Below are 22,522 nucleotides of genomic sequence, written 5' to 3' on the forward strand. Positions count from 1 at the left end.
CATGGCTACCACTCTGAAGCCCGTTGATGCGGTCATGGTCGGGTTTGGCTGGACCGGCGCGATCATGAGCCAACAACTTTGCGATGCAGGTTTGAATGTGCTCGGACTCGAGCGCGGCCCCTGGCGAGATACGCCCACCGAATTTGCTACGGGCTTCGCGCAGGATGAGCTGCGTTACATGTGGCGCCACCACCTGTTCCAGAACGTTTCGGATGACACTCTCACCATTCGAAACAATCTGAGCCAGGAAGCGCTGCCGATGCGCCATCTGGGTTCATTCCTGCTCGGAACGGGCGTCGGTTCAGGTGGCGTGCACTGGAACGGCCAGATATGGCGCTTTCTTCCGAGCGACTTTCGGACAAAGAGCCACAACCAGGAGCGCTATGGCAGGAACGCGGTCACAGACTACGACCTGACCGTGCAGGACTGGGGTGTGACCTACGATGAGCTTGAGCTTCATTACGATGCGTTCGACAAGCTATGTGGCACCAGCGGCAAGGCAGGAAATCTGAGGGGACAAATTCAGCCCGGGGGCAACCCATTCGAGGGGGCCCGTTCGGACGAATATCCCACTCCGCCAATGAAGCAGACTTACGGCCCTACTCTGTTCGGCCAAGCTGCAGCCTCGCTCGGCCGTCATCCCTTCCCGCATCCCGGAGGCAACCTCAGCCAATCCTACGTGAACCCGCTGGGCTGCCAGTTGGGGAAATGCACCTATTGCGGCTTTTGCGAGAAGTTCGGCTGCGGAAATTATTCGAAAGCGAGCCCCCAAACGACGGTGCTTCCATATCTGATGCGGAAGTCGAATTTCGAGCTCCGCACGGAGTGCGAGGTGCTCAGGATCGAGCTTACGCCAGACAAGAAGAGAGCGACTGGCGTTACCTATGTGAACAGCGCGGGCGAGGAGTTCTTCCAGCCGGCCGAGATGGTCTTCTTGGGAGCGTATATCCTGCACAACGTACGGCTCCTACTGTTGTCCGGCATTGGGCAGCCATACGACCCCAGAACAGGCGAGGGCCTGGTAGGCAAGAATTACGCCTACCAGACAATGTCGTCTGTGAATGTCTTCTTCGACGACAAGATCATCAATCCGTTCATTGGCGCCGGTGCGCTGGCGACGGTGGTCGACGATTTCAACGGCGACAACTTCGATCACTCGGGCCTGGGCTTCATCGGTGGTGCCTATATCGCCGGCATGGTCACCGGCGGGCGTCCCATCGAAATGATGTACACGCCGAAGGGTACGCCGGCTTGGGGCCTGGAGTGGAAGCATTCCGCCGCGAAAAACTATCTGCGTTCGTTCAATCTAAGCATCCACGGCTCAAGCATGAGCTCGCGTGGCAACTACCTGGATCTCGATCCGACCTACCGTGACGTATTCGGCCGGCCGATGCTTCGGATGACGTTCGACTTCAACGAAAACGATTTGAAGATGTCGAACTACCTCACCGACAGGACGGCAGAGATTGCGCGAGCAATGAATCCCCGGGAGATCAAGGAAAATCGTCGGAAAGGATCCTGGAGCGTTGTTCCCTATCAAACAACGCACAACACGGGCGGCGCCATCATGGGCGACAATCCGCAGAACAGCGTCATCAACAAGTATCTGCAGTCGTGGGACGTGCCGAATGTATTCTCGATGGGCGCCGGCGCCTTCCCGCAGAACCCCGGCTACAATCCGACAGCGACTGTCGCAGCGCTTACCTATCACGCTGCTCAACATATCATAGCGCGCTATCTGAAGGCCCCTGGTCCTATGGTGCACGCATGAAGCGCTCACTGTACTTCATGACCACCGCCTTGGGCCTCGGTGTCGCAGCACTCGCTGCGATCGGTTGGGCTGAAGGTCAGACGTCGGCACTGCCCCGGCATCGCTCGCCAGCGGTCACGGCTCTCGCGGTTCTAACCGCGCAGATCCCCGATGGCGCAGATGCCGAGAAGCTGCGCCACGGACAGGACCTGATGCGTGCCGGCGATTGCGTGTCGTGTCATATGCGCAAAGGCGGTGAGCCGCTGTCCGGCGGACTCGGACTTAAAACCCCATTCGGAATTATTTATTCGTCCAACATCACTCCGGATCTGGAAACCGGCATCGGGCGGTGGACGCCAGACCAGTTCTATCGCGCCATGCACGATGGTCATGGGGTGAATGGTGAGAACCTTTACCCGGCTTTTCCTTACCCGTGGTTTCGCAACATGAGCCGTGCGGACGACGATGCACTGCTTGCCTACATCAAGACGACAGCGCCGGTCCGCTATACGCCGCCGGCAAACGAGTTGATCTTTCCCCTCGGCTACCGGAGCCTCGTTGCCGGCTGGAACCTGTTGTTCCTCAAGAATGATCAGGCCGCGCCGGTCTCTGAAAAATCGAAAGCCTGGAACAGGGGCGCGTATCTGGTGAACGGGCCCGGCCACTGCGGTGCCTGCCATACCCCGAAGAACGCGTTCGGCGCCGATCGAGCCGGTCAGGAGTTCAAGGGTGCCGTTGTCGACAACTGGACCGCCCCGGATCTGACCGGCAACGTTCGTACGGGGCTTGGTGCCTGGAGCGAGGCGGATATCGCCGAATATCTGAAGACTGGCCGCAACGCTCACGCGGGAGCGGGAGGCGCAATGGCCGATGTCGTAACCTATTCCACATCGCTCCTGACCGATGCGGATCGCGCAGCCATCGCGGTGTATCTCAAGGATCTTCCGGGAAGTCCTTCTAAATCTCCCACAGTGCTGGTGGATGCGGCATCGCTTTCTCGCGGGCGCGAGATCTATTCGGATGCCTGCGCATCATGCCATTTGGAGAGCGGCAAGGGGCAGCCGGGACTATTTCCGCCTCTCGGCAAGAACGCCATGGTGCAACAACTTGATGCCACTGGCCTGGAGCAACTGATCCTGGCGGGGACGAGCATTGCAGCCACACCGAGCCGCCCCTCGCCTCTGAGCATGCCCGCGTTTTCGTGGAAGCTCTCCGATCGGGAGATCGCGGATGTTGCGACCTTTGTCCGGAACAATTGGGGCAATCGAGCTTCCGCAATCGACCCGGACGACGTTGCCGTCCTGCGCAAGCAGCTGAAGCTTCAGGAGTCGAGGCGAACCGACAATTCAGGCGATCAAGATTGATGGGAAGACCGCAGTTTGCGGCGCACGGAAGCTGAAGTCAGTCAAACCAGATGGAACAGACCATGATGCAGAACGAAGCCCCCACGCCGATGGATCGTCGTAAGCTCCTGTCGGGACTAGGTACGGCAGCAGTGGGCGGTGTCACTGCGAAACTACTGGGTCATACGGGGCCTGCGAATGCCGCTGCGGCTCGAGACACGTCCGACGCGCCGTCGATCCTCGTGTTTGATGTCAACGAAACACTTCTCGATATCGAGTACATCAGCCCTGTTTTCGAAAGAGTGTTCAATGACCGCAAGGTCATGCGCGAATGGTTCAACCAGCTTATTCTCTACTCCGACGCAGTAACGTTGTCGGGTCCCTACGTTACCTTCTTTGATCTAGGTCAGGGCATCCTGAAGATGCTTGGCACGATTCATGGCGCCAAGGTCACTGCGTCGGATATCGACGATCTTCGCACGCGAATGCTGACGATGCCTGCTCATCCCGACGTTCTCGCGGGATTGAAGCGGCTGAAGGATGCGGGCTTCCGTCTGGTGAGCTTCACGAATTCCCCGCCCGACCAAAAGGCCAGTCCCCTCAAGCACGCGGGTCTTTCTGAATGGTTTGAGAGATCGTTCAGTGTAGATCGGGTCCGCAGGTTCAAGCCGGCTGCTCAAGGCTATCATCTCGTGGCCGAAGAACTCAACGTTGCGCCATCCTCGCTCTGCATGGTCGCAGCTCATGTCTGGGACACGATCGGGGCGCAGAGCGTCGGCTACTCGGGTGCCTTGATCACCCGTTCCGGGAACGCGCCGCTTCTCGTGGATCAGCTTCCTCAGCCCCAAATCGTTGCGCCCGATTTGCCTGGCGTTGCGGCCCAAGCCATCCGGTTGTGGCGAAGCTAGGAACAAGGCCAGTGAAGGCCGTGGAGCAATCGTGCCGCCCATCGCTAAGCCGGTCAATCCTGGCACCGGTCTAAAGTCCGCAAAGGGATAGACGGGGCTCCGCGAAGCTTGCGTTTCGTGGGCCAAGCCCGATCGTCGATGTGGTGCGTCCTCGCCATCCTCGGATGATGTCTTGAGCCATACCCTGTTGGGAGCCAAAAATGAAAATCAGTAGGTTCTTCTCCACTGCGATGCTCGCGGCGACGACGCTCACGTCGGCTTCACTCCATTCAGCGCGCGCGGCCGGCGCGGGCCAGACCAGTGCTGAGATATCTTCCTTGAAGCGGCAACTGCATTTGCTCGAACAAAGGCTCGACAAGCTGCAACAGGGGAGCGCAGCGGGGGCCACAAAGTCAAAGGTTGCGGCAAATTCACAAGCAAGAGCCGCGTTAACGACCTCTAACGGAGCGAAAGCGCCGCCGCTGGCGGCGGGCGCGCTCGTGTCGATGCCGAACAACCGACCGACCATCTGCACCGACGACGGCGAGAACTGTGTCGGTATCACGGGCCGCGTCCACTGGGACGTCGGTGGCTACGATTATCATCCCAATACCGCGGCGACCTCCCCGCAGCGACTGAATTCCGGCGAGAATGTCCGCCGTGCGCGCATCGGTCTCGCGGGCAAGTTCTTCGGCGACTGGAATTTTGCCCTGGTCTATGACTTCGGTGGTTCGTCAGATGGCTTCGGCGGCGCGGCGGCGGGATCTCTTCCCGGCGGGGGGCTCTCGGGGTTGGAGAATGCCTACCTGAGCTACACGGGGCTCAAGCCGTTCGGAGGCAAGATGGCAATCGAAGGCGGCATTATGGACATCCCCTGGACGATCGACGAGGCCACCAGCTCGAACGACATCACGTTTATGGAACGCTCATCAGCCCAGGTCATCGCGGTCAACGTGGCCGCCGGCGATTTTCGTTCGACTTTCGGCACACGCTGGTGGAACGACTCATTCTGGGCCGGTGGCTATGTGACCGGTCCGACCACAGGTTCCATCCATTCGGCCTCGAGCGTCGCGCCTGCGGGGGCCACCGAGCAGTTCGGTGCGGTGGCGCGCGTTGCGGGCCAGCTCATCAGCGGCAACAACTACTCCTTACACCTTGGCGCCAATGCCGAGTGGCTCGTTCAGCCGTCGCGCAATCTCGTGACCAACGCGCAGACGGTTTCGTTCAGTGACCGTCCCGAACTTCGGATCGATCCAACGGCGCTGATTTCGACCGGCGCAATTGCCAACGCCTCGGGTGCACAGGTCTACGGTGCGGAAGCGGCTGCGAGCTATGGGTCGCTCTACTTCCAGGGCGAGTACTACTGGTACAATGTCGATCGCGGCGCATCGACGGGACTGCCACCGATCGGTGCTCCGAGTTTGCATTTTCAAGGTGGTTATGCCCAGGCAAGTTACGTGTTGACCGGCGAGGCCCGCACCTACAATGCATCGACCGGCTCATACAACGGCATCAAGCCGGCGGATCCGTTCTCAATGCGGAGCGGCGGCTGGGGCGCCTGGGAAGTCGCGGGTCGCGTCTCAACAATCGATCTCAACGACGGGCTGGCGACCGCAACCGGGGTCGCAGGTGGTCGGCAGACCGTCTATACGGCGGCCTTGAACTGGTACATCAACGGCAATCTTCGTCTCATGCTGGACTATCTGCACGGCGACGTCGCCAGGCAACAATCGCCGACTTCGACGGCAGATCGGGGCGCGACGTTTGACGCGGTAGCAATGCGTACCCAGCTCGCATTCTAATGAAGTGGGCACGAGGTTCATCGGTACCGGCCGAGACTGTGTCAGCTGATAGGGCTCGCCGTGTTTCCTACCTCAGTCTCCTGCGCACGCGGGAGTCCTTTGGCGCCCATAATATTGCCGCCAAGGCGTTGCGCGACCAGGCCGCTCAACGCCTTGGTCGCGGACCGACCGCGTGCCGCTACGGTTGGGATTGATCCGAGGCGCCGATCAACAAATAGATGAATTGCTCTTGATCGCCAATCCTCGGAGCACCGTGGCTCTCCTTAGCTAGGCGAGCGTGTTCATCCAGTCGACAATCGCGTGTCCGATCTCGTCGGGCGAGTCCTCCTGAACGAAATGGATTCCCGCCACGCTCCGCTCAGTCACAGCCGGCCAACTGCGCACGAGGTTGACCAGTCTATGATTGTCAAGAATGGCACCCGGCTCTGCCTTCAGGAAGAGTTTCGGTACATCGGTCGTCCCCAGCCAGTTCGCATAATCAGTGGCGATCGCGACCACATCGGCTGGATCACCCTCGATCGGTATCTGCCGGGGCCAGGTCAATGTTGGACGTCGTCCCTCCCCAGGCTCCAGGAACGGCCTTCGGTAGTGCGCCATTTCCTCAGCCGAGAGCTTCCGGATGATGGCGTTCGGCAGGATTTGCTCGATGAAATAATTGTTCTGCAGGACCATCGTTTCGCCGGCATCCGAACGAAGGGCCTCCAGGGCCGAGCGCATGCCCATCTTGTCCCAATGATCGTCGCCTTGGGGCGCTACGATCGCCTCCATGAATGCAATTCCCCTCACCGATTCCCGATGGCGGTTGGCCCAGTCGAAGCCGAGAGCAGAGCCCCAGTCATGAAGAACCAGGGTGACACGCTCGCGCACATCCAGAGCGTCGAGCAAGGCATCAAGGTAACGGCGGTGCTCAACGAAGCGATACGAGTTCGGGCCGCTGTCGGGCAATTTGTCTGAATCGCCCATGCCAATGAGGTCGGGAGCAATGCAGCGGCCAAGCGGCTCGACATGTGGCAATACGTTGCGCCAGAGGTACGAGGAGGTTGGATTGCCGTGTAGCAGCAAGATGGGATCGCCCTCTCCAACCTCCACATAAGCCATCTCCCGATTCAGAACCCGCTGTCGCTTTTTCACATACGGAAATGCTGCGGATATCATGCGATTGTCCTTTTTCTCATCGTGTTCCAAATCGGTCGATGCATGTCGTCATCGTTGTTACGATGTCGGGAGGGATCTTGATTCGAACTTCTTAGCTCGTAGCGGACAGGACGCTACGCCCTCGGGACAATGTCGTTTTGTCGCGCGCCGCGATAACCCGCTCGACATCCTGCTTCAGCAGATAAACAGAGACGGTCAGCAAGACGAGATCCTTCAGGAGGAAAGCTGCGACCATTCCCATGGCCGGGAACCCTCCGGCGCCGGCATCCCAGGCGTCTGGCGCGAACGGGAAAATCGTAACGGTTGCAATGAAGGTGCAGCAAGAACCGAGGGCGCCAAGCACGCCCAGCTTCTTATTCCAAAATCCCAGGAGCAATAGCGAACCAAAAGTCCATTCTGAAGCTCCGAGAAGAACACTCGTGCCGCCGATACCCAGGACCGGGATCGTCCAGAAGATAAATGGGCCGTGGGTGATCAATGGCACGAGACCTCTGATCTCGGAATCGAACCATTTGTCATATCCGAACCACGCGAAGATGATCACCATCGATGTGCGGAGCAGATGGTAATCGAGATCGCGCCGTAGCAGCACTGAACGGCCGAGCGTGTCGATGATGAAGTTCATGGCGTGTTTTCTCCTGTTGACGAATGAATGAGGAACCGCGCCATGATGGTGCGGCACCAGGGGATAGGTCGGAGGATGCGATCGCCAAATGCAGTGGCGCTCGCAGTCAATGACCTGCGATTTGGCCACCATCGACGTGAATGGTTTCTCCGGTTACGAATTTCGCATCTTCCAAGTAGAGGATCGCTTGCGCGACATCCTCGGGTTCACCCATGCGCTTGAGAGGGTGCAGCGACGCCACGGCTTCGTATGTCTCGGGAGCGTGAAGCGGCGTCTTGATCATGCCGGGAGCTACAGCATTTACCCGAATGCCGCGGGTGGCGTATTCGATTGCGAGACCGCGCGTCGCAGCTGCGAGGCCGCCCTTGGTTAACGATGCCAGAACGGCAGGAACATTCGAGTTGGCGTATTCGACCAGGGTCGTGGTGATCTGGACGACGTGCCCGCTCTTCTGCTGCATCATCACCTTGATGGCATGCTGGGTGATGAAGAAGAAGCCGTTCAGATTGGTCGCGAGAACGTCTCTGTAGTTTTGCTCGGTGTAATTCTCGAACGGTCCAGGGATGAAGATGCCGGCATTATTGATCAGCGTGTCGACACGTCCGAACCGCTCGAGAGCGGATTCGATGACGCGTCGTCCGGTTTCCGGATCTGCGATATCGGCGCGAATTGCCAGGCAGTTCGGATCGCGGGACGGTGCAATCGACCGAGAAGTCGCGACAATGCAATAATTGCGGCTTCGATACCCATCGACGATTGCCTCGCCCAGGCCTCCCGAAGCTCCAGTGACGACGACAACCTTCTGACCCGTGTTCATGGTACGCCTCGTCTGGTTGTGCTGTCCTTGGGCGGCAGATATTTTGACGGCGTGCCCCAACGCGAGACCATGGCGCTTCCGATTCGCAACTCAACGGAACGCGAGAACCCTCCCGGTTGGATCTTGGCTCGCCGAAGGTCTCGTCGAATGCAGTGCCTTGTCGCACGGTGCCCCTTGAAACGGCGGCTCACAACCTAGCGATTATGATGCAGTAACGCATACTGAAGTATGGGTTGCTCGAACACCGGCCACCGCGGAGCTTCGCTGGAAGCGGTGATCTCGACACGAGCTTCGTGCCTCACCGGCGAGCCAGCGTGCTCGCCGGTGACGGATCAGGGTCGGCGCGATGGCTATCGACGTGCCAGTCGAACCAGATCTTGTCTCAACAGGTAGAAGGAGACTGCGAGCAGGACGACGTCCTTCATCAGGAAAGGCACATTGCCGGTCATCGCTGGAAAGCCTCCTGCCGCAATATCCCAGCCCTCCGGCATGAAAGGAATGATGGTGACAGTTGCGACGAACGTGCCGGTCGAGCCGAGTGCCCCGAGAACACCAAGGCGCTTGCTCCAGAAGCCTGCGAGCAGCAGCGCGCCAAACGTCCATTCCGACACGCCCAGGAAGTAGCTGGCGCCCGCGTGGCCGAACACGGGATAAAGCCACCAGATCAGCGGCCCGTTGCCGATGAACGGGACCAGTCTCTCGAATTCATACGGAAACCATTTCTGGTAGCCGAAGAAGAAGAACATGATCACCATGGAGGCGCGAACGATGTGATAATCGAGATCCACAGCGAGTAAGCCGGATCCATGCAGGATGCGAAGAACGGGGCTTTGGGCGAATTTGGTATTGGCAAGCGTAGTCATGATCCTGATTCCTGATTCGAGATGACGATGCGCTACAGTTGCGCTACGCCACTGCCGGAAAGTCGATCTCGGTATCGTTGATACGATTGAAGACGTTGGTGAAGACGGTGGTTGCAAAGGCAAGGCTGATCTCGACGAGCTGCGCATCGCTGTAGCCAGCGGCCTTGATCGCGAGATAGTCCTGGTCGCTGATGGTGCCGCTGGTGCGCGCGAGCTTGCGCACGAACGTGACCAACGCGTCACGCCGGGCATCGCCCGTGGGCTTACCGTCGCGCACCTGCTTCAGCACTTCCTGCGTAACGCCGACGAGCGACCCGAGATGGCTGTGGGCGGCGACACAGTAGTCACAGCCGGCGGCTTCGCTGATGATGAGCTTGATGATCTCCCTGTCGGACTTGCTCAGGCTGCCGGACGCCAAGACCGTATCGGCAGCGAGGACGGCCTTGAGTGCCGCAGGGCCATGGGCGGCAATGGCCGCGAACGTATTCGGCACGCTGCCGATGGCCTTCTTGATTTGGGCGTAGAGCTGGCCAGACGGGCCGGCGTCAGCGTCGAGGTTCGGGATGGAAAGGCGGGACATGGTGGCACTCCTTGTTGGCCGGTGAATGATTGCGGAGTGACAATGGGGTCCCAAGATGAGATATTGAATGCCAATACGGCGCAAATATATGCTTGTTCGTCTCAATTGGATGTCGTGAGGGGTTTGGATGGATTGGTTGAGCCGGCTGTTCGAGATGATGCCAGTCCACGGCCGTTTGGACCTGCGTTGCTCCTATGGGGCGCCTTGGCGGATCGAGCAGGGGCCGGGCAATGTCAATGAGATCCCGTACCATGCCGTTTTGGCAGGCTCGGCGGTGCTGGACGATCCGGCCAGTGGCCGGCCGCTGCACCTCAAGGCTGGCGACATCGTGCTGCTTCCGGGCAACCCGCGGCACATCATGCATGATGGCAGCGGCGCCGCGCCGCTGACGGTGCGCAACCGCGCGTCGCTCAATTTCATGATCAGCGAGAATCCCGGCTCCGACCAGCGACTCGATCTGTTGTGCGGGCACTTCTCGATCGCCCCGCCGCACGACAGGTTGCTACGAAATTATCTGCCGCCGGTGCTGGTCGTCAGCGCCGGCGCGACGGATGGAGAGCAGGGGACTGCGGGGCAACTCGCGGGCCTCGTTGCCTTGATGCGCGGCGAAACGGCAAGTGATCGACTGGGAGGCCGCGCGATGTTGAATGCGCTGTCGACTGCGATGTTCGCGCTCGTGTTGCGCCTTGCCAGCGAGACCGGGGATATGTCTCGGGGACTGCTTGCGCTCGCGGGACATCCTCGCCTGGCGCCAGTGGTCGCCGCAATGTTCAACGAGCCGGCGCGCGCATGGACGCTTCCGGAGTTCGCACAGCTCGCCAACATGTCGCGTGCCACACTCGCGCGCCAGTTTCAGGAGAAGCTTGGTCGTTCCCCAAGCGATCTGCTGACCGACATCCGCATGACATTGGCAGCGAACGAATTGAGGAGATCGTCGATCTCGACGGGAGCGGTGGCGGAAGCGGCCGGATATCTGTCCGAGGCAGCATTCCAGCGGGCTTTCAAGAGCCACATGGGGATCACGCCTGCGCAATGGCGAAAGGCAGCGCAAACATCGGCGACGGCTGACGAACTGGAGCTGACGAAGAGCGCAGAGGTGACGTCGGATATTGGAAGCACCTCAGCAGGTGCTTGAGATGGTTGGCCACCTCAACATCCGCGGCAGATGATCAGCTTGCGGTCCAGTATCTGATCGCGCTGTTGCTGCTCACGTTCCAACGCTGACAAAGTGCCTGAATGAGGTGCGTCGTCGCGCCTCGGCTGGTGATGGCCAACCGGCGCGAGCCACGGCCGATGCGATGTCAATTCGACCGAAGCCAGCTGCTCGGCTGCGCGTCCCTGCAGCCCGTGGAGGGCGTCGAGAGAGGTGCTCCGATCGGATGCATATGCGGGGGACAGCAAGGCGACGAGAAGAATTCCTGCAAGGACAGGGTGGCTCGAACGTGCTTGGATCGACATCTGGGTCATGGCGGAACTCCCTTGGTGGAGGCTCGTGATGAGCGGCTCCGTGGGAGCTACGATAGTCATGCACGCCAAAGACCGAATGCCGGGCGATCTCTAAGATGTGCTCGTTCGTCTCATAGCCATTGGTGGAGCTGGACTGCTCCGCCCGGTGTTGACACGGCCTTATTGCGGCAGTGATCGAATGTGAGGCCAGCGTAGCAGGTAGATCGGGGGTACTCGCAGATGACCGATTCGGTCGGACGAAAGCCGGCCAGCTCAGAGGGCCGCTCCGGTCGACACGGCCAGTCTTCCAGGCCAGATGCTCTTCGTGCTGCGGGCGGAGGCTCGTTGGGGTGGGCCGGAGCGGTCGCCTACATGGAATGACGATGTCCAGCGACGCACGCCTCAAGCCGCGCGGTAGCCCCGTTCCTGGAGCACCCAGCCGTTGCCGTCCGGGTCCAAAAAATCAGCGAAACTGGCGTAGTCCCCGCGCGCGGGATCCAGGCCCGGCGCGAAGCCACCGTCCCATGCGCCGGTCGGCGTCTTGTGCCTGATATCGCTGACCTGGACGCCGCGCCCCAGCAGGTGGCGGTGCGCGGTCTCCAGATCCGTGACGACGAGACAAGTGCCACGGAGCGAGCCGACGGGCGCGTCGGTGATCCCCTTACCAATCTGGATCGAGCAGTTCGAGCCAGGAGGCGTGAGCTGCACGACGCGGAATGCGTCGTTGGGGCGGTAATCGACGTCGAGGGCAAAGCCGACCTGATCGACATAGAATCTCAGTGCCCGATCGACATCTCTCACGGGAACGGTGATCACTTCGACCGAGAACTTCATGAGGGCCTCATTGATTGCATCGCCTGTGACCTACAAATCGATGACGACGTCTCGTATAGGCTGTGAGCAGCAAATCAGGAGATTGCCGTCGGCCGGCATGTCGAGCGGAAGTGGATCATAGGCCACTGCGCCTGAAATCAGGCCGCTTTCGCAGTTGTGGCAAACGCCAGTCCTGCATGACCAGCGGACCGGGACGTCACACGCTTCGGCCAGATCCAGAAGGCTCCCGTAAGAGGACGGCTTCCAATGGACAGCGATGCCGCTTCGCGCGAAGGATATTAATGGACCACCGCCGCGGGCATCACTGGGCAGATGAGGAGCTCGGGGAACTGCGTTGACGATCCCAGGCATCAATGGCTCGCCGCCATTGAAGACTTCGACATGAATCCGATCGGGCACTATGCCGAACGTTGCAAGCGCCTGCTTCATGTCTGCCATGAAACGGGCCGGCCCACAGAGGTAGACATCCGCTTCGTGCGGGATTCCGATCTCCTTGAATGTCGATTGCGACAATCGGCCTGGCGCATCGAAATCTTCGCCGAGCCTGTCGCGCGGAGCCGGTCTGCTGTAGCAGATAAAGCTGTGGCCCCGGGCAAGGGCAAGCACGAGCCGGCGGACTTCGCCGGCGAATGGATGATGCTGCCCGTCGCGCGCGGCATGGAGCCAGAATACCTGCCGGGCGGAGTGGGTCGCTGCAAGCGCGTGTAACATTGCGAGAACGGGCGTTGCCCCGATGCCCGCGCTGAGGAGCACGACTGGCCGCTCTCGGGATTGCAGGATGAAGCCTCCGCGGGGGAAGCTGACTTCGAGAACATCGCCGGTCTGGAGGACCCTCTTCAGATAGTCTCCAGCGGCTCCATTCGGCTCGATCTTCACACTGATCCGATAGCTCTCGGTCGATCGAGGACCGGAGAGCGAATAGCTGCGAACGAGCGGCGGGCCATCGGCGCGCGGAAGGCGCACGACCACGTATTGGCCGGGGAGCGGCAGAGGCAACGGCTCGCGATGCGGATGCTGAAGGGAAAGAGAGAGGACGTCCACGGTCTCCCGATCGATCGCCGCAACCAAGAGCGAAGAAAATCCAGGCGCGGTCGAACTAGCAGCGGTCGCCGGAGCAAGACCTGCATTGCCGCTCCCTCCCGCACCTGCCATTTGGCTCTGAAGCAATGCTTCAAACGACGAGCGCCATCCCGGCGAAAGTGCCTCGATCCTCAATGCCCGCTCCAGCCGATCACGCGGGTGATCTGGAGAGTAGAGCAGCGCGCTGATTTCGGCGACGGTCATCCGTTCGGACGCTTCACCAACCTGCACGATTTGATCGCCGACCCCAACTTCGCCTTCACTCAGGACACGGAAATAGAATCCCGGCCGTCCACTGGATGTCAGAAGGGCAGGCATCTTCGGCTCGTTGGTCCGGATGCCGACGCGGTAGCAGGTGACGCGCGGTTGAGTGACCTCGAAGACGGCGCTGCCAATTCGATAGCGATCGCCTATGCAAACGCTATCGTCGGGTAGCCCTGCGATGGTGAAATTTTCGCCGAATTGTCCATGTACGAAGTCGGTACGGCCCAGTTGCATCTGCCAGTAGCGGTATGACTCGATTTGGTAGACGAAGATTGCCCGCTGCTCACCGCCGTGCCCGCTAAGGTCGCCTTGCCCATCTCCCTCTAGATTGAGCCGGCCAACCCGACAGCGACCGCGCACAGGGGTTTTCCAAATGCCCGTGCGTATCGTGCGGCCCTTCCACGCGATTTCGCGCGGAAGCCCAACGTTTACTGACACAAGATGCGCCATATGCAGCTCTCTGTTGGCGAGCAGTTCTTCTTGCCGCTTATGAGCCGTGGACTGGGTTTCAGGCGCCAGGTTCGCGGACTATCTCGGCAACGTCGAGATTCCGGTCGGGCCCATGTGGAACGACCGACTGGCCCGGCTCGAGACGTATCTGGTTGCCATCGAGAAGAACCGTCACGATATCTGGTTCGAACGATACCAAATTCGAGATCCGACCGACTTCGGAATAGGCCTCGGGGTAGGACCATGCCGCCTGGCGCGCGTCTCCGATGGAGTAATAGCTGCAGAGACCCTTGTATGGACAGAAAGTCTGGAGTTTCACTGGGGTGAGGGCGGACTCATCTATATCGGAACGTGAAACGTACCAGCGGGGCGCAAAGCCGGACTCGTAAAGCACCAGCGGTCGCTTTGTATCGGCAATGATCCGGCCCTCATGATTGACCACGAGATTGCGAGAGGTTTGGCGGATGTCGATGCGGTGATAGGGATCGGCGGCATGACCGACGATGCGTTCATCTTCCTCATAGAACGCATCCATGGCACGCCAGGCGAAAGCGATATGACCCCGCAAATCGCCCGCATAGGCGGGCAGATTGGTGTGCTGCCATGCTCCCCGCGCCGCGATGCGCTGCTCGTCTGCTTGAACGCTGTACCAGGACGTGGGGCCGAGGTCGGCGTGTTGAGTGATATGCTCGGTTCGCTGCATGAGCTGTTGCGACACATCGGCCTCAGGAAAGTACGCTACGGGGTAGCGACCTGGTTCGAAGAGCAGGAGGCACCGCTCGCTATCTGCGATCCAGCTTTCGCCCAAGCGCACGCGCATGCGACGGCGCAGCGGCTCAATGTACAAAAGCCGTTTGGGCAGCGGCTCGGGGACGAGAAAGCGTCCAACCGCGCCGGCTGATAGCGGGCCTTGTTGCCAGGATAGTCCCACATCTGCCTCCTCGTTTTCGTCAAAGGACCGCCTGTTCAGGCCAATCCGGTCTCGTCCGGCTATTTCGGGCGCAAAGGGGCCGGAGTTACAGGCAACGCGATATTTTTTACGGGGCCTTCAGGCGGTGCTGCTCGGCGATTTCGCTGACTTGGCTCGAGAGGTGTGGCGGCAACTAAGGTTCCACTCGCGGCAGAGTTACGACGAGTGTCGTCCCCCAGTCGGCGTTCGGCCTCACCTGGATAGCCCCGCCATGAGCAACCACCACGCGCCGGCATAGCGCGAGGCCGAGGCCGAGGCCGCCCTCTTTTGTAGTGTAGAGGGGATTGAAAATGTCTGTTGTCCCGTCGGGAAGGCCAACGCCATTGTCCTCGATTTCGAGCACGACGGAGTTCGACGAGGTAAACGTTCGAATGTTCAGCGTTCTTTGGCGATCCGTAACGTGAAGCAGGCTGTCGATCGCGTTCTGAATGATATTCAACATCACCTGAAGGAGCAGATCCCTGTTCGCCTTTGTCACCTGGCGATCAGGATCAAAGCTGATGTTCGTTACGATCTCTGCGAGGGCGATCTGGGGTTCAGATAAGGCAAGCGCTTCGTCGACTATGGCATTCAGAGACTGCTCCATAAGGTCGGTCAAAATGTTGGCCGATAATTGCTGCAACTCCGCGATGGTCCGCCCGCATCGGCCGACTGTGACGCGGATGCGCTGGATGGACTTCACAGCACAAGCGATGTTGGGCGTTTCGCGGTCGAGCCAGCGCAAAGCGGCGTCGGCGCTGGAAATGACGGCTCCGAGAGGCTGAGTGACCTCATGAATGATTGTTCCGGCGAGTTCCCCGAGGTGCGCCAGCCGCATTTGACGATCGTGTTCGAGGTCGGTTCCATCAAAGGAATGATTGGCCGCCGTCCTTGGTTCGAAGAAATCCATCCCGATGCTCCGCAACCGTGGCTTCGAGTGGCCGTTCAGCACCCACCGCTTCGTTGTCGCGATGCAGCATGCGAGATGCTGGTGACCCATTCGCCTTCTGGAGATATCGTACGGCAGGCGACGTCGTGGTTCTTGAAAAGACCTGACGTTCGTTTTGGATGAATCTGATCGGCGCGATGACCGGCTTCATTCCAATGACCGTCAAGACGTCTCTCAACGAAGCGGGAGTCATGAGTTAGCGGACGGATCTTCATCAGCAAGCGGAGCAGAGCGTGAGAAGTCGAAGGAGGATGGTGGAAGAGAAGCCGTCGGACTTCTTGTCCGACCCCAAGGACGGCATCTGCCTGGTTCGAGAGGTCGCTGGCGCGAAGTTTGCCAAAGCCGGCCTTAACGCCGTTCACACGCTCAGGCGTCGACAGGGATCGGAGATGACTTCAATGCATCTCCGCGAGAATATGTACATGGTGACCGTATATCTTACGGATCATCCCGAGGCGCAAGATGTCTGGAAAGACGGCCATCACGCGATGCGACCGGCGATGCGAGCAGGAGCGATTTCTCTTTTCGACATGCGCTATCATTGGGAAGGGGACAATATGGCGCCGTTCGAGGCATTGAACTTTTTCATCCCTGATCTTGCCTTTGACGAGACCGCACGCGAGCTTGGTTCGACTTTCTCGGGTTTCAACTACGATGTGGCGCGAGAATACAGGGATGATGTCGCGACGTCGCTTGCCCGCGCCGTGCTGCCCGCATTGGATAGCCCGGCCGAAATTCCCATGTTGTTCGTCGACCACGTGTTCTCGGCGCTGCGCTCGCGTCTGCTGGTCGCCTATTGCGGCCTGAATCCGACTGGCAACGCAGCCGGCCCAAAGCTGTCCGACCACGAGGTGGCCCGGATCAAGGAGTTGCTTCTCGACGATGTCGGTGCGGATCGCTCGGTAGCCGAGCTGGCGCAGGCGTGTGGACTGTCCGCCGGGCAATTTTCGCGTGCCTTCAAGAGGACGCTTGGAACGTCGCCACACCAGTGGCTCGTTGAGCAACGGATAGACCGTGCCAGGTATCTGCTACGCGGGAAAAAATCGATCAGCGAAATCGCGTTGGAGTGCGGCTTTGCGGATCAGAGCCACCTCAGTCGCGTATTCTTGCGAAAGGTCGGGCTAACACCCGGCGAGTGGAGGCGTGCCAAGCATTCAGATGCTTAGGGCGGCCTATTGGAGCCGACCATTTCCAGATTGGAGCGAGTGAAGCGAAAGCACGCGGGCGTGCGGCAAGTGTGTCGTGGCAGGTTTCCATCCGACGACATTTTTTCGAGAGCTTAGATCACGCTCAGCCCGTCATCGACAGGGACTGTGAACTGAAAGACGGCTCCTCGGGCTTCGCTGGTGTCCGCCCACAGCCGGCCGCCATGCGAAAGAATAATCGATCGGCATATCGACAGCCCAACGCCAAGACCAGTCGGCTTGGTCGTGTAGAAGGGTTCGAAGAGGCGGGCCAGGCTCTCGGGAGACAATCCCGGCCCTGAATCCGCAATTGATACCAGTACGCTTTCGTCGTCCGCTCTCGCGGTTCGGATCAGCAGATCTCGCCTGGCCTCCGTTGTCTCACTCATTGCCTCGATCCCATTCAGGATCAGATTAAGGGTCACCTGCTGCAGTTCGACGCGATCTCCGATGACGTTGGGCAGGCGGTCGGCGAACTCGGTCCGAATCGAGACCCGGTTTCTCGCGGCTTCGACTTGTGTGAGCTCGATGACCTGACCGATGACGTCATTGATCGCCAGGGCATCCCGCCTGGGAGGCGCTTTCTTCACGATGTCTCGAATTCGCCCAATGACCTCGCTTGACCTGACGCTGTTCTCGACAACGCGCGTCAGCGCCCTCCGCGCTTGTTGCAGTGCGGGGGGCTGGTGATTCAGCCAGGTCAATGCAGCTTGGGCGCTGGAGATGACGGCTGTGTTCGGCTGGTTAACCTCATGGGCAATCGATGCAGTCAGCTGCCCCATCACCGCAACACGGTTGGCGTGAGCCAGCTCCATCTGCGCTTCCCGGTATCGGTGCTCCCGCTCCTGCAACTCCCGGTACAGCCGGGCGTTGTCGAGCGACGTCGCGGCCTCGGACGCAAGAAATCTGAGGATCGCGATCCGGCCGGGAGTGAAGACCCGCGAAGCAAGATTATTCTCGAGATACAGAAAAGCCACCGCCTTACCTTGCTTGACGAGTGGGACACACAGGACTGACCGGGTACCTTTCTGCCGGATGTATTGATCGCCGCCAAACGCGCTGCTCGTCGACGCATCGTCGAGCACGACACTTTCCTGCGTACGAGCCGTGTAAAGTACGATCGATAGCGGCAATGCCTCGCCAGAGAGGGGCAAATCTGCCAAGTCAAAGGCGATAGAGCCGTCGCCGATCGCTGCCTGCGCCCGAACTCTCAGTTCCGTGCCCTGCGGCAGAACCAGCACGGCGCGTTCTGCGGCGGCGTGTTCGATCGCCGAACGCAATAGGGTTTCGGTGAGCTTATCCAGCGCGATCTCGCCCGAGACGGCTTCGGACACCTTGAGAACCGTCGCCAGGTCCAGCTGCTCGACATGCGTGCCGATAGTACTGGCGGCGTGGACGACATGTCCCTTTTCTCGGATGCTCGGATAGCGCTCCTCGAGCTGGTAGACCTTTGCGCTCGCGCCCCAGCGCGCATAGCAGTCTCGTGCATTCGTGACGTACGACAGTACGACCGTACGAATGTCACGCATCTCGTAGAACGCAGCCGCGCGCTCGGCCGAAATAGCCTCGATCTGCAGGAACCCACCTTCTTGCGACAATTGTATCGCTGCCTCGTACAGCCTTTCGGCTTCGATTTCGCGGCCTTCGATCCGCGCCAACTCCGCGGCAATCAGCGTGCAACGGGCGGCGAAATTGGCCGGGCAGCGGTCGGACCATGCAACCAGCTTGCGGTAGTGTTCGCGAAGGCAAATGACGTGTTGCTCGCGATCCTGTTCCGGCGCCTCGTCATAGGCGGCGGCGTGGGCAAGCCCTGTATAGAACCGGTACTCGGCGAACTCACAATAGGCTCTGGCGCACCACGCGTACTCGGCTGCGCATCGGGCCAAAGCGATAGCGTCATGGCTACGTCCGGCAAGAACCGCGAGCTGGACCCGCACGACATAGTCGAAGAACGAACTCAACGGCTCCGTTGTGGCCGGGGCCTCAATTGAACTCGGCTTGCTCGGATCGAAATCCGCATCACGCCCCATCAGGCTGAGCGCGAGCGCCCGTTGCGTCGCCAGGCATTCGGAATTCAACCGGATACCCAAGGCTTCCGCAAATCCCAGCGCCTGCTCGGCATGCAACAGAACGCCTGGAAGTGCTTCGCCGCTGAATAGATCCAGCGCCAGAAGCCCCCGATGCGAATACGCCGCGAAGGCGAGATCTCCGGTGGTCAGGCAGATCTCGAGGGCGCGTTGAACGAATGACCTTCCGGATCGGACGGGACGGATCCATGGAGTCACATGGAGACCAAATACCAGGAGAGCACGGCCGCTCAGTCCTGTCTCCGAGCGTGTCTCAGCCAGAGATGCGCCGAACTGCGAGAGGCGAAAGGCAAGTTCCGCGTCGGTCGAATCGCTCGCGAGCACACCGAATATGGCGGTCAGCGGATAGCACGATTCAGGGCTGATCCCGTGCTCGAGGGTCAGCCGGGTGGCCTCCATGAGCATGATGTCAGATAGGTTGCGATCGGTGAGAAACGCAGGTGTGACGAGGTCGGCCAAGACACGCATGATCGCGCGATGATCCGGATCGGCCATCGGCGCGAGTGTGCGAAGCTGTTCGTCAGACGATGTTTCGGCCAAAGCTCGCAATCGTCGACGATCTTCGTCAACTTGGCTGCGAGTCGGATGAGGGTGCCAGTCAATTCCGACCTTCCGGAGAAATGCCAGGCAGACGTCGACCGCCGGCTCCAGTTGTCCCGCAGCGGTGTACAGCTGCGCACGAAGGCTCGTGACCTCCGCACTCCGCACAACATCGGACCAACTCTGCGACAAGGCCCGTAACTCTGCTTCTGCGGTGGTTAGATCGCCAAGGAGAAACTTGCATTCAGCGTGGAGCAGGCCGATCGAAAAGGCGATCTGGCTATGCTGCGCAGACCGTTTTTCCTCGATCAATCTGCGGGCCATCTCAAGGTAAACTACGGCGGCATGGTAAGCTGTCGCACCGCGCGCGCGCTGACCTGCGGCGAGATTGATGGCAATGATCGTGCTTCTCTCGTCGCCGGTCTTCGCAGCGGCGACGCCGCGGTTGAGTTGGCTGGCTACGCTATAGATCCGTTCGCTCGGCTCGGCCTGTGTCAGTTGTGTGGCAAGAGCCATGCCGATCCGGAGATGCAAGGCGGCTTGCTTGTCTAGGTGCGGTTCAATCGCATAGGCCGCCTCGTGGACGCGATCGTGCACAAATGCATATGAATTGTTGAGGCGTCGGACCAGTTCGAGACGTGTCGCCTCATTCAAGTCCGAGTGGAGAGCCTGCTCCGACGTGCCGTGCACAAGGCAGAGAGTTTCGATCTCGGCGGCATTGCCAAGGCACGCCAGCTCCAACAACGCGGCACGAGCGTCGTCGCGCAAGCCGCTCAACTTTCCGACGACTAGATCGGCAACGTTGTCGGAGTAGCTCTTCTCCTTGATGCCAGCAAGATCCCAGCGCCACTCTCCCTCAGCGTGATCAAATAGAAGCAGGTTCTCTTCCGCCAGTGTTCGTAGAAATTGGGTAAAGAAGAGCGGGCTGCCGCGAGTCTTCGCGTAGACAATATCCGCGATTGGCAAAGCGAATGGCAGATCGCGGCGAAGCGCATCGGCCACGAATTGCCCGACAGATTCCCGGGTGAGGGGAAGCAAATTGATGCCCTGAACGTTCTTGGCGGATTGGCGGATCTCGGCGAGTCGTGCGGCCAGCCGATGTCCCATCTCGACGTCGCCGTCACGATACGCGGCGATCAAGAGTAGATTTTGCAGATCGGACCGGGCCAGCAGATATTCGATCAGGTCGAGCGTGGCCATGTCCGACCACTGCAGGTCATCCAGGAAGAGAACGAGCGGATGGGCCGGTTTGCAGAACACACCGATAAAGCGGGCAAAGAGAAGTTGAAAACGCCGTTGCGCATCTCGCGGTGATGCATCGGGGACAGATGGTTGATCTCCAATGAGAAGGCGCAGCTCCGGCACGAGATCGCCCATGAGTTGAGCAAGCGGGCCAAGCGCTTCGCGCAATGCGTTGCGCCAGGGTGCAAGGTCGGCTTCTTCCTTGGCAAGAAGGTTCCTGATAAGCCCGCTGAATGCCTGTGCGAGCGATGCGTAGGGCACGTCGCGCTTGTGCTGATCGAACTTGCCGGACCCGAACAGCCCTCGAGACTGCGCTATCGCTTTCTGCATCTCGTCGACAAGCGCGGACTTGCCCACTCCGGAGGAGCCCGACACCAGGACCAATTCTGGCACGCAACTTTGGGCAACGCGATCGAACGAGGCGAGCAAGGCCTCGATCTCGTGCTCCCTGCCATAAAGGCTTTCCGGAATCAGAAGATGGTCCGACCGATCCGATTGCGCGAGAGGGAACTGCTCGATCCGTCCGTGCGTGGCCCACTCCGCAAGGCAGTGATTGAGGTCGTTCCGGAGGCCGGCGGCGGTCTGGTAGCGGTCCTCGGCCGTCTTGGCGAGAAGCTTCATGATGATCGCCGATACGGCTGCCGGTACGCGATTCGTCAGCTCGTGGGGCGGAATTGCCAGTCTTGCGACATGGCAATGCGCCCATTCCAATGGAGTGGCGGCGTTAAACGGCAGTAAACCCGTGAGCATCCGGTAGAATGTCACGCCAAGTGCGTACAGGTCGCTGCGGGAATCGATGGACCGGTTCATGCGACCGGTCTGTTCGGGGGCCATATAGGCCAACGTTCCTGCGATGGTCTCTGCTGCTTCAAACTGCTGTCGCTCTCGCAGCACGCGAGATGCGAGGCCGAATCCGGTAATTCGGACCTCATTCTCCCCAATCACCAGAATGTTTTCCGGCTTCAGGTCCTTGTGAACCAGGTTGCGTCGATGGAGATATTCGACGCTCGTCGTGATGGCGACAGCCAACCGTAGAAAGTGATCCAGCTTCATCGGCGCGATGAGCAATTGCTCCAGAGCTTCGCCGCCAGGATCTTCTAACGTCAATAGAGTTCGGCCGCCGCTGCGGATCAATTCCAGGGGCCGCACGGCCCAGCTACGGTCGAGCTCACTGCGCAAAGCGAGTTCGTGGGCGAAGCGTTCAAGGACCTCGGCCGGAGGATACTCCAGAGTGGCTCTTACGACGAGGATACTGCTGACTTTGCCTTCATCGTCTCGGGACCACTGGCGACAAAGGACACGCGCTCCGTCATCGCACAAGATCTCGAGACTGGCACCTCCGTTAGGAGTTGAGCATTCATGCATCTGGCGAACTCTGGAGTTGGCCACTTCCGGGAACGTTACCCCGTTTTCCAAAGTGCCGTTCATCTGCCGGCTTCCCACAATCGTATGGACCCAACTGGCTCGTCAGGTTCCCGAGCCGCCAGCCGACCAGTTCACTGGGATGGCTGCGGGGCGCCGGAAGCGCAATCCTGGACCTCGTGTACTCGACGACCTTGCTATGCGTGTTGCCGGCACATTGCAATCTATCTGGGGCACCGGTAACTGCCGCGTGAACGAGCCTTCGCCGCGTCAGACGGTCTTTCATGTCGCGCTGTAACCAAGCCGTGCCCTG

The 22,522-nt window shown here is 59.9% G+C and carries 17 protein-coding genes; 6 read left to right on the forward strand and 11 right to left on the reverse strand.

Annotated features, from left to right (window positions below; genetic code table 11):
- Window position 1: 1 nt before the first annotated feature.
- The 4 genes from Q0743_RS04105 to Q0743_RS04120 all read left to right on the forward strand — a co-directional run bounded on the left by Q0743_RS04105 (window position 2) and on the right by Q0743_RS04120 (window position 5,782).
- Entirely contained in the window at window positions 2-1,771 is a 1,770-nt protein-coding gene (locus Q0743_RS04105; protein WP_298240313.1) for a GMC family oxidoreductase, read from the forward strand.
- Window positions 1,768-3,114: a cytochrome c gene (locus Q0743_RS04110; RefSeq protein WP_298240314.1), complete on the forward strand. Its 1,347-nt coding sequence runs from the start codon at window positions 1,768-1,770 to the stop codon at window positions 3,112-3,114. The genes Q0743_RS04105 and Q0743_RS04110 overlap by 4 nt, the downstream gene beginning before the upstream one ends.
- Window positions 3,115-3,176: 62 nt before the next feature.
- The gene (locus tag Q0743_RS04115) at window positions 3,177-4,001 is read left to right on the forward strand and encodes a haloacid dehalogenase type II (RefSeq protein WP_298240315.1); all 825 of its coding nucleotides are present in this window, start codon (window positions 3,177-3,179) and stop codon (window positions 3,999-4,001) included.
- A 200-nt stretch (window positions 4,002-4,201) separates the two neighbouring features.
- Window positions 4,202-5,782, forward strand: a complete 1,581-nt coding sequence (locus Q0743_RS04120; protein ID WP_298240316.1) for an OprO/OprP family phosphate-selective porin — start codon at window positions 4,202-4,204, stop codon at window positions 5,780-5,782.
- Window positions 5,783-6,049: 267 nt separating this feature from the next.
- Here Q0743_RS04120 and Q0743_RS04125 read toward each other — a convergent pair whose 3' ends face one another.
- The 5 genes from Q0743_RS04125 to Q0743_RS04145 all read right to left on the reverse strand — a co-directional run bounded on the left by Q0743_RS04125 (window position 6,050) and on the right by Q0743_RS04145 (window position 9,822).
- A complete protein-coding gene (locus Q0743_RS04125) occupies window positions 6,050-6,937 on the reverse strand; it encodes a haloalkane dehalogenase (protein WP_298240317.1) in 888 nt (295 codons plus the stop codon).
- A gap of 91 nt (window positions 6,938-7,028) precedes the next feature.
- Window positions 7,029-7,562, reverse strand: coding sequence for a DUF417 family protein (locus Q0743_RS04130; protein ID WP_158671076.1), 534 nt, complete (start codon window positions 7,560-7,562; stop codon window positions 7,029-7,031).
- A gap of 106 nt (window positions 7,563-7,668) precedes the next feature.
- Window positions 7,669-8,379, reverse strand: coding sequence for an SDR family oxidoreductase (locus Q0743_RS04135; protein WP_298240318.1), 711 nt, complete (start codon window positions 8,377-8,379; stop codon window positions 7,669-7,671).
- Window positions 8,380-8,729: 350 nt separating this feature from the next.
- Entirely contained in the window at window positions 8,730-9,242 is a 513-nt protein-coding gene (locus Q0743_RS04140) for a DUF417 family protein (protein ID WP_298240319.1), read from the reverse strand.
- A 43-nt stretch (window positions 9,243-9,285) separates the two neighbouring features.
- Window positions 9,286-9,822, reverse strand: a complete 537-nt coding sequence (locus Q0743_RS04145; protein ID WP_298240320.1) for a carboxymuconolactone decarboxylase family protein — start codon at window positions 9,820-9,822, stop codon at window positions 9,286-9,288.
- A 127-nt stretch (window positions 9,823-9,949) separates the two neighbouring features.
- Between Q0743_RS04145 and Q0743_RS04150 the strand changes: the two genes are divergently transcribed.
- Window positions 9,950-10,957, forward strand: a complete 1,008-nt coding sequence (locus Q0743_RS04150; protein ID WP_298240321.1) for an AraC family transcriptional regulator — start codon at window positions 9,950-9,952, stop codon at window positions 10,955-10,957.
- A gap of 14 nt (window positions 10,958-10,971) precedes the next feature.
- Here the strand turns inward: Q0743_RS04150 and Q0743_RS04155 are convergent, their stop codons facing one another.
- The 5 genes from Q0743_RS04155 to Q0743_RS04175 form a co-directional block, all read right to left on the reverse strand.
- On the reverse strand, window positions 10,972-11,289 hold the full coding sequence (locus Q0743_RS04155; protein WP_298240322.1) for a hypothetical protein: 318 nt from the start codon (window positions 11,287-11,289) through the stop codon (window positions 10,972-10,974).
- Between the two features lie 381 nt (window positions 11,290-11,670).
- Window positions 11,671-12,102, reverse strand: coding sequence for a VOC family protein (locus Q0743_RS04160; protein ID WP_298240323.1), 432 nt, complete (start codon window positions 12,100-12,102; stop codon window positions 11,671-11,673).
- A 30-nt stretch (window positions 12,103-12,132) separates the two neighbouring features.
- Complete coding sequence (locus tag Q0743_RS04165) at window positions 12,133-13,896, reverse strand: MOSC and FAD-binding oxidoreductase domain-containing protein (RefSeq protein WP_298240324.1); 1,764 nt, start codon at window positions 13,894-13,896, stop codon at window positions 12,133-12,135.
- Window positions 13,897-13,954: 58 nt separating this feature from the next.
- Window positions 13,955-14,827 (reverse strand): DUF427 domain-containing protein, encoded by an 873-nt coding sequence (locus Q0743_RS04170; protein ID WP_298240325.1) that lies wholly within the window; start codon window positions 14,825-14,827, stop codon window positions 13,955-13,957.
- 172 nt (window positions 14,828-14,999) lie between these two features.
- On the reverse strand, window positions 15,000-15,755 hold the full coding sequence (locus tag Q0743_RS04175) for a HAMP domain-containing sensor histidine kinase (protein WP_298240326.1): 756 nt from the start codon (window positions 15,753-15,755) through the stop codon (window positions 15,000-15,002).
- A gap of 290 nt (window positions 15,756-16,045) precedes the next feature.
- On the opposite strand from Q0743_RS04175, the gene Q0743_RS04180 reads away from it, so the two are divergent.
- Window positions 16,046-16,960 carry an AraC family transcriptional regulator gene (locus Q0743_RS04180; protein WP_298240327.1) on the forward strand — a complete coding sequence of 305 codons (915 nt, stop codon included), beginning with the start codon at window positions 16,046-16,048 and terminating at the stop codon, window positions 16,958-16,960.
- Between the two features lie 113 nt (window positions 16,961-17,073).
- Here Q0743_RS04180 and Q0743_RS04185 read toward each other — a convergent pair whose 3' ends face one another.
- Entirely contained in the window at window positions 17,074-22,275 is a 5,202-nt protein-coding gene (locus Q0743_RS04185; RefSeq protein ID WP_298240328.1) for an AAA family ATPase, read from the reverse strand.
- Window positions 22,276-22,522 lie beyond the last annotated feature (247 nt).

Source organism: uncultured Bradyrhizobium sp., from assembly GCF_936943645.1.
Classification (GTDB): Bacteria; Pseudomonadota; Alphaproteobacteria; order Rhizobiales; family Xanthobacteraceae; genus Bradyrhizobium.

Excerpts from the sequence above, each read along its gene's own strand:
- Q0743_RS04105 (WP_298240313.1), top strand. The coding sequence starts at position 2 with ATGGCTACCACTCTGAAGCCCGTTGATGCGGTCATGGTCGGGTTTGGC.
- Q0743_RS04110 (WP_298240314.1), top strand. The coding sequence starts at position 1,768 with ATGAAGCGCTCACTGTACTTCATGACCACCGCCTTGGGCCTCGGTGTC.
- Q0743_RS04115 (WP_298240315.1), top strand. The coding sequence starts at position 3,177 with ATGATGCAGAACGAAGCCCCCACGCCGATGGATCGTCGTAAGCTCCTG.
- Q0743_RS04120 (WP_298240316.1), top strand. The coding sequence starts at position 4,202 with ATGAAAATCAGTAGGTTCTTCTCCACTGCGATGCTCGCGGCGACGACG.
- Q0743_RS04125 (WP_298240317.1), bottom strand. The coding sequence starts at position 6,937 with ATGATATCCGCAGCATTTCCGTATGTGAAAAAGCGACAGCGGGTTCTG.
- Q0743_RS04130 (WP_158671076.1), bottom strand. The coding sequence starts at position 7,562 with ATGAACTTCATCATCGACACGCTCGGCCGTTCAGTGCTGCTACGGCGC.
- Q0743_RS04135 (WP_298240318.1), bottom strand. The coding sequence starts at position 8,379 with ATGAACACGGGTCAGAAGGTTGTCGTCGTCACTGGAGCTTCGGGAGGC.
- Q0743_RS04140 (WP_298240319.1), bottom strand. The coding sequence starts at position 9,242 with ATGACTACGCTTGCCAATACCAAATTCGCCCAAAGCCCCGTTCTTCGC.
- Q0743_RS04145 (WP_298240320.1), bottom strand. The coding sequence starts at position 9,822 with ATGTCCCGCCTTTCCATCCCGAACCTCGACGCTGACGCCGGCCCGTCT.
- Q0743_RS04150 (WP_298240321.1), top strand. The coding sequence starts at position 9,950 with ATGGATTGGTTGAGCCGGCTGTTCGAGATGATGCCAGTCCACGGCCGT.
- Q0743_RS04155 (WP_298240322.1), bottom strand. The coding sequence starts at position 11,289 with ATGACCCAGATGTCGATCCAAGCACGTTCGAGCCACCCTGTCCTTGCA.
- Q0743_RS04160 (WP_298240323.1), bottom strand. The coding sequence starts at position 12,102 with ATGAAGTTCTCGGTCGAAGTGATCACCGTTCCCGTGAGAGATGTCGAT.
- Q0743_RS04165 (WP_298240324.1), bottom strand. The coding sequence starts at position 13,896 with ATGGCGCATCTTGTGTCAGTAAACGTTGGGCTTCCGCGCGAAATCGCG.
- Q0743_RS04175 (WP_298240326.1), bottom strand. The coding sequence starts at position 15,755 with ATGGATTTCTTCGAACCAAGGACGGCGGCCAATCATTCCTTTGATGGA.
- Q0743_RS04180 (WP_298240327.1), top strand. The coding sequence starts at position 16,046 with ATGGTGGAAGAGAAGCCGTCGGACTTCTTGTCCGACCCCAAGGACGGC.
- Q0743_RS04185 (WP_298240328.1), bottom strand. The coding sequence starts at position 22,275 with ATGAACGGCACTTTGGAAAACGGGGTAACGTTCCCGGAAGTGGCCAAC.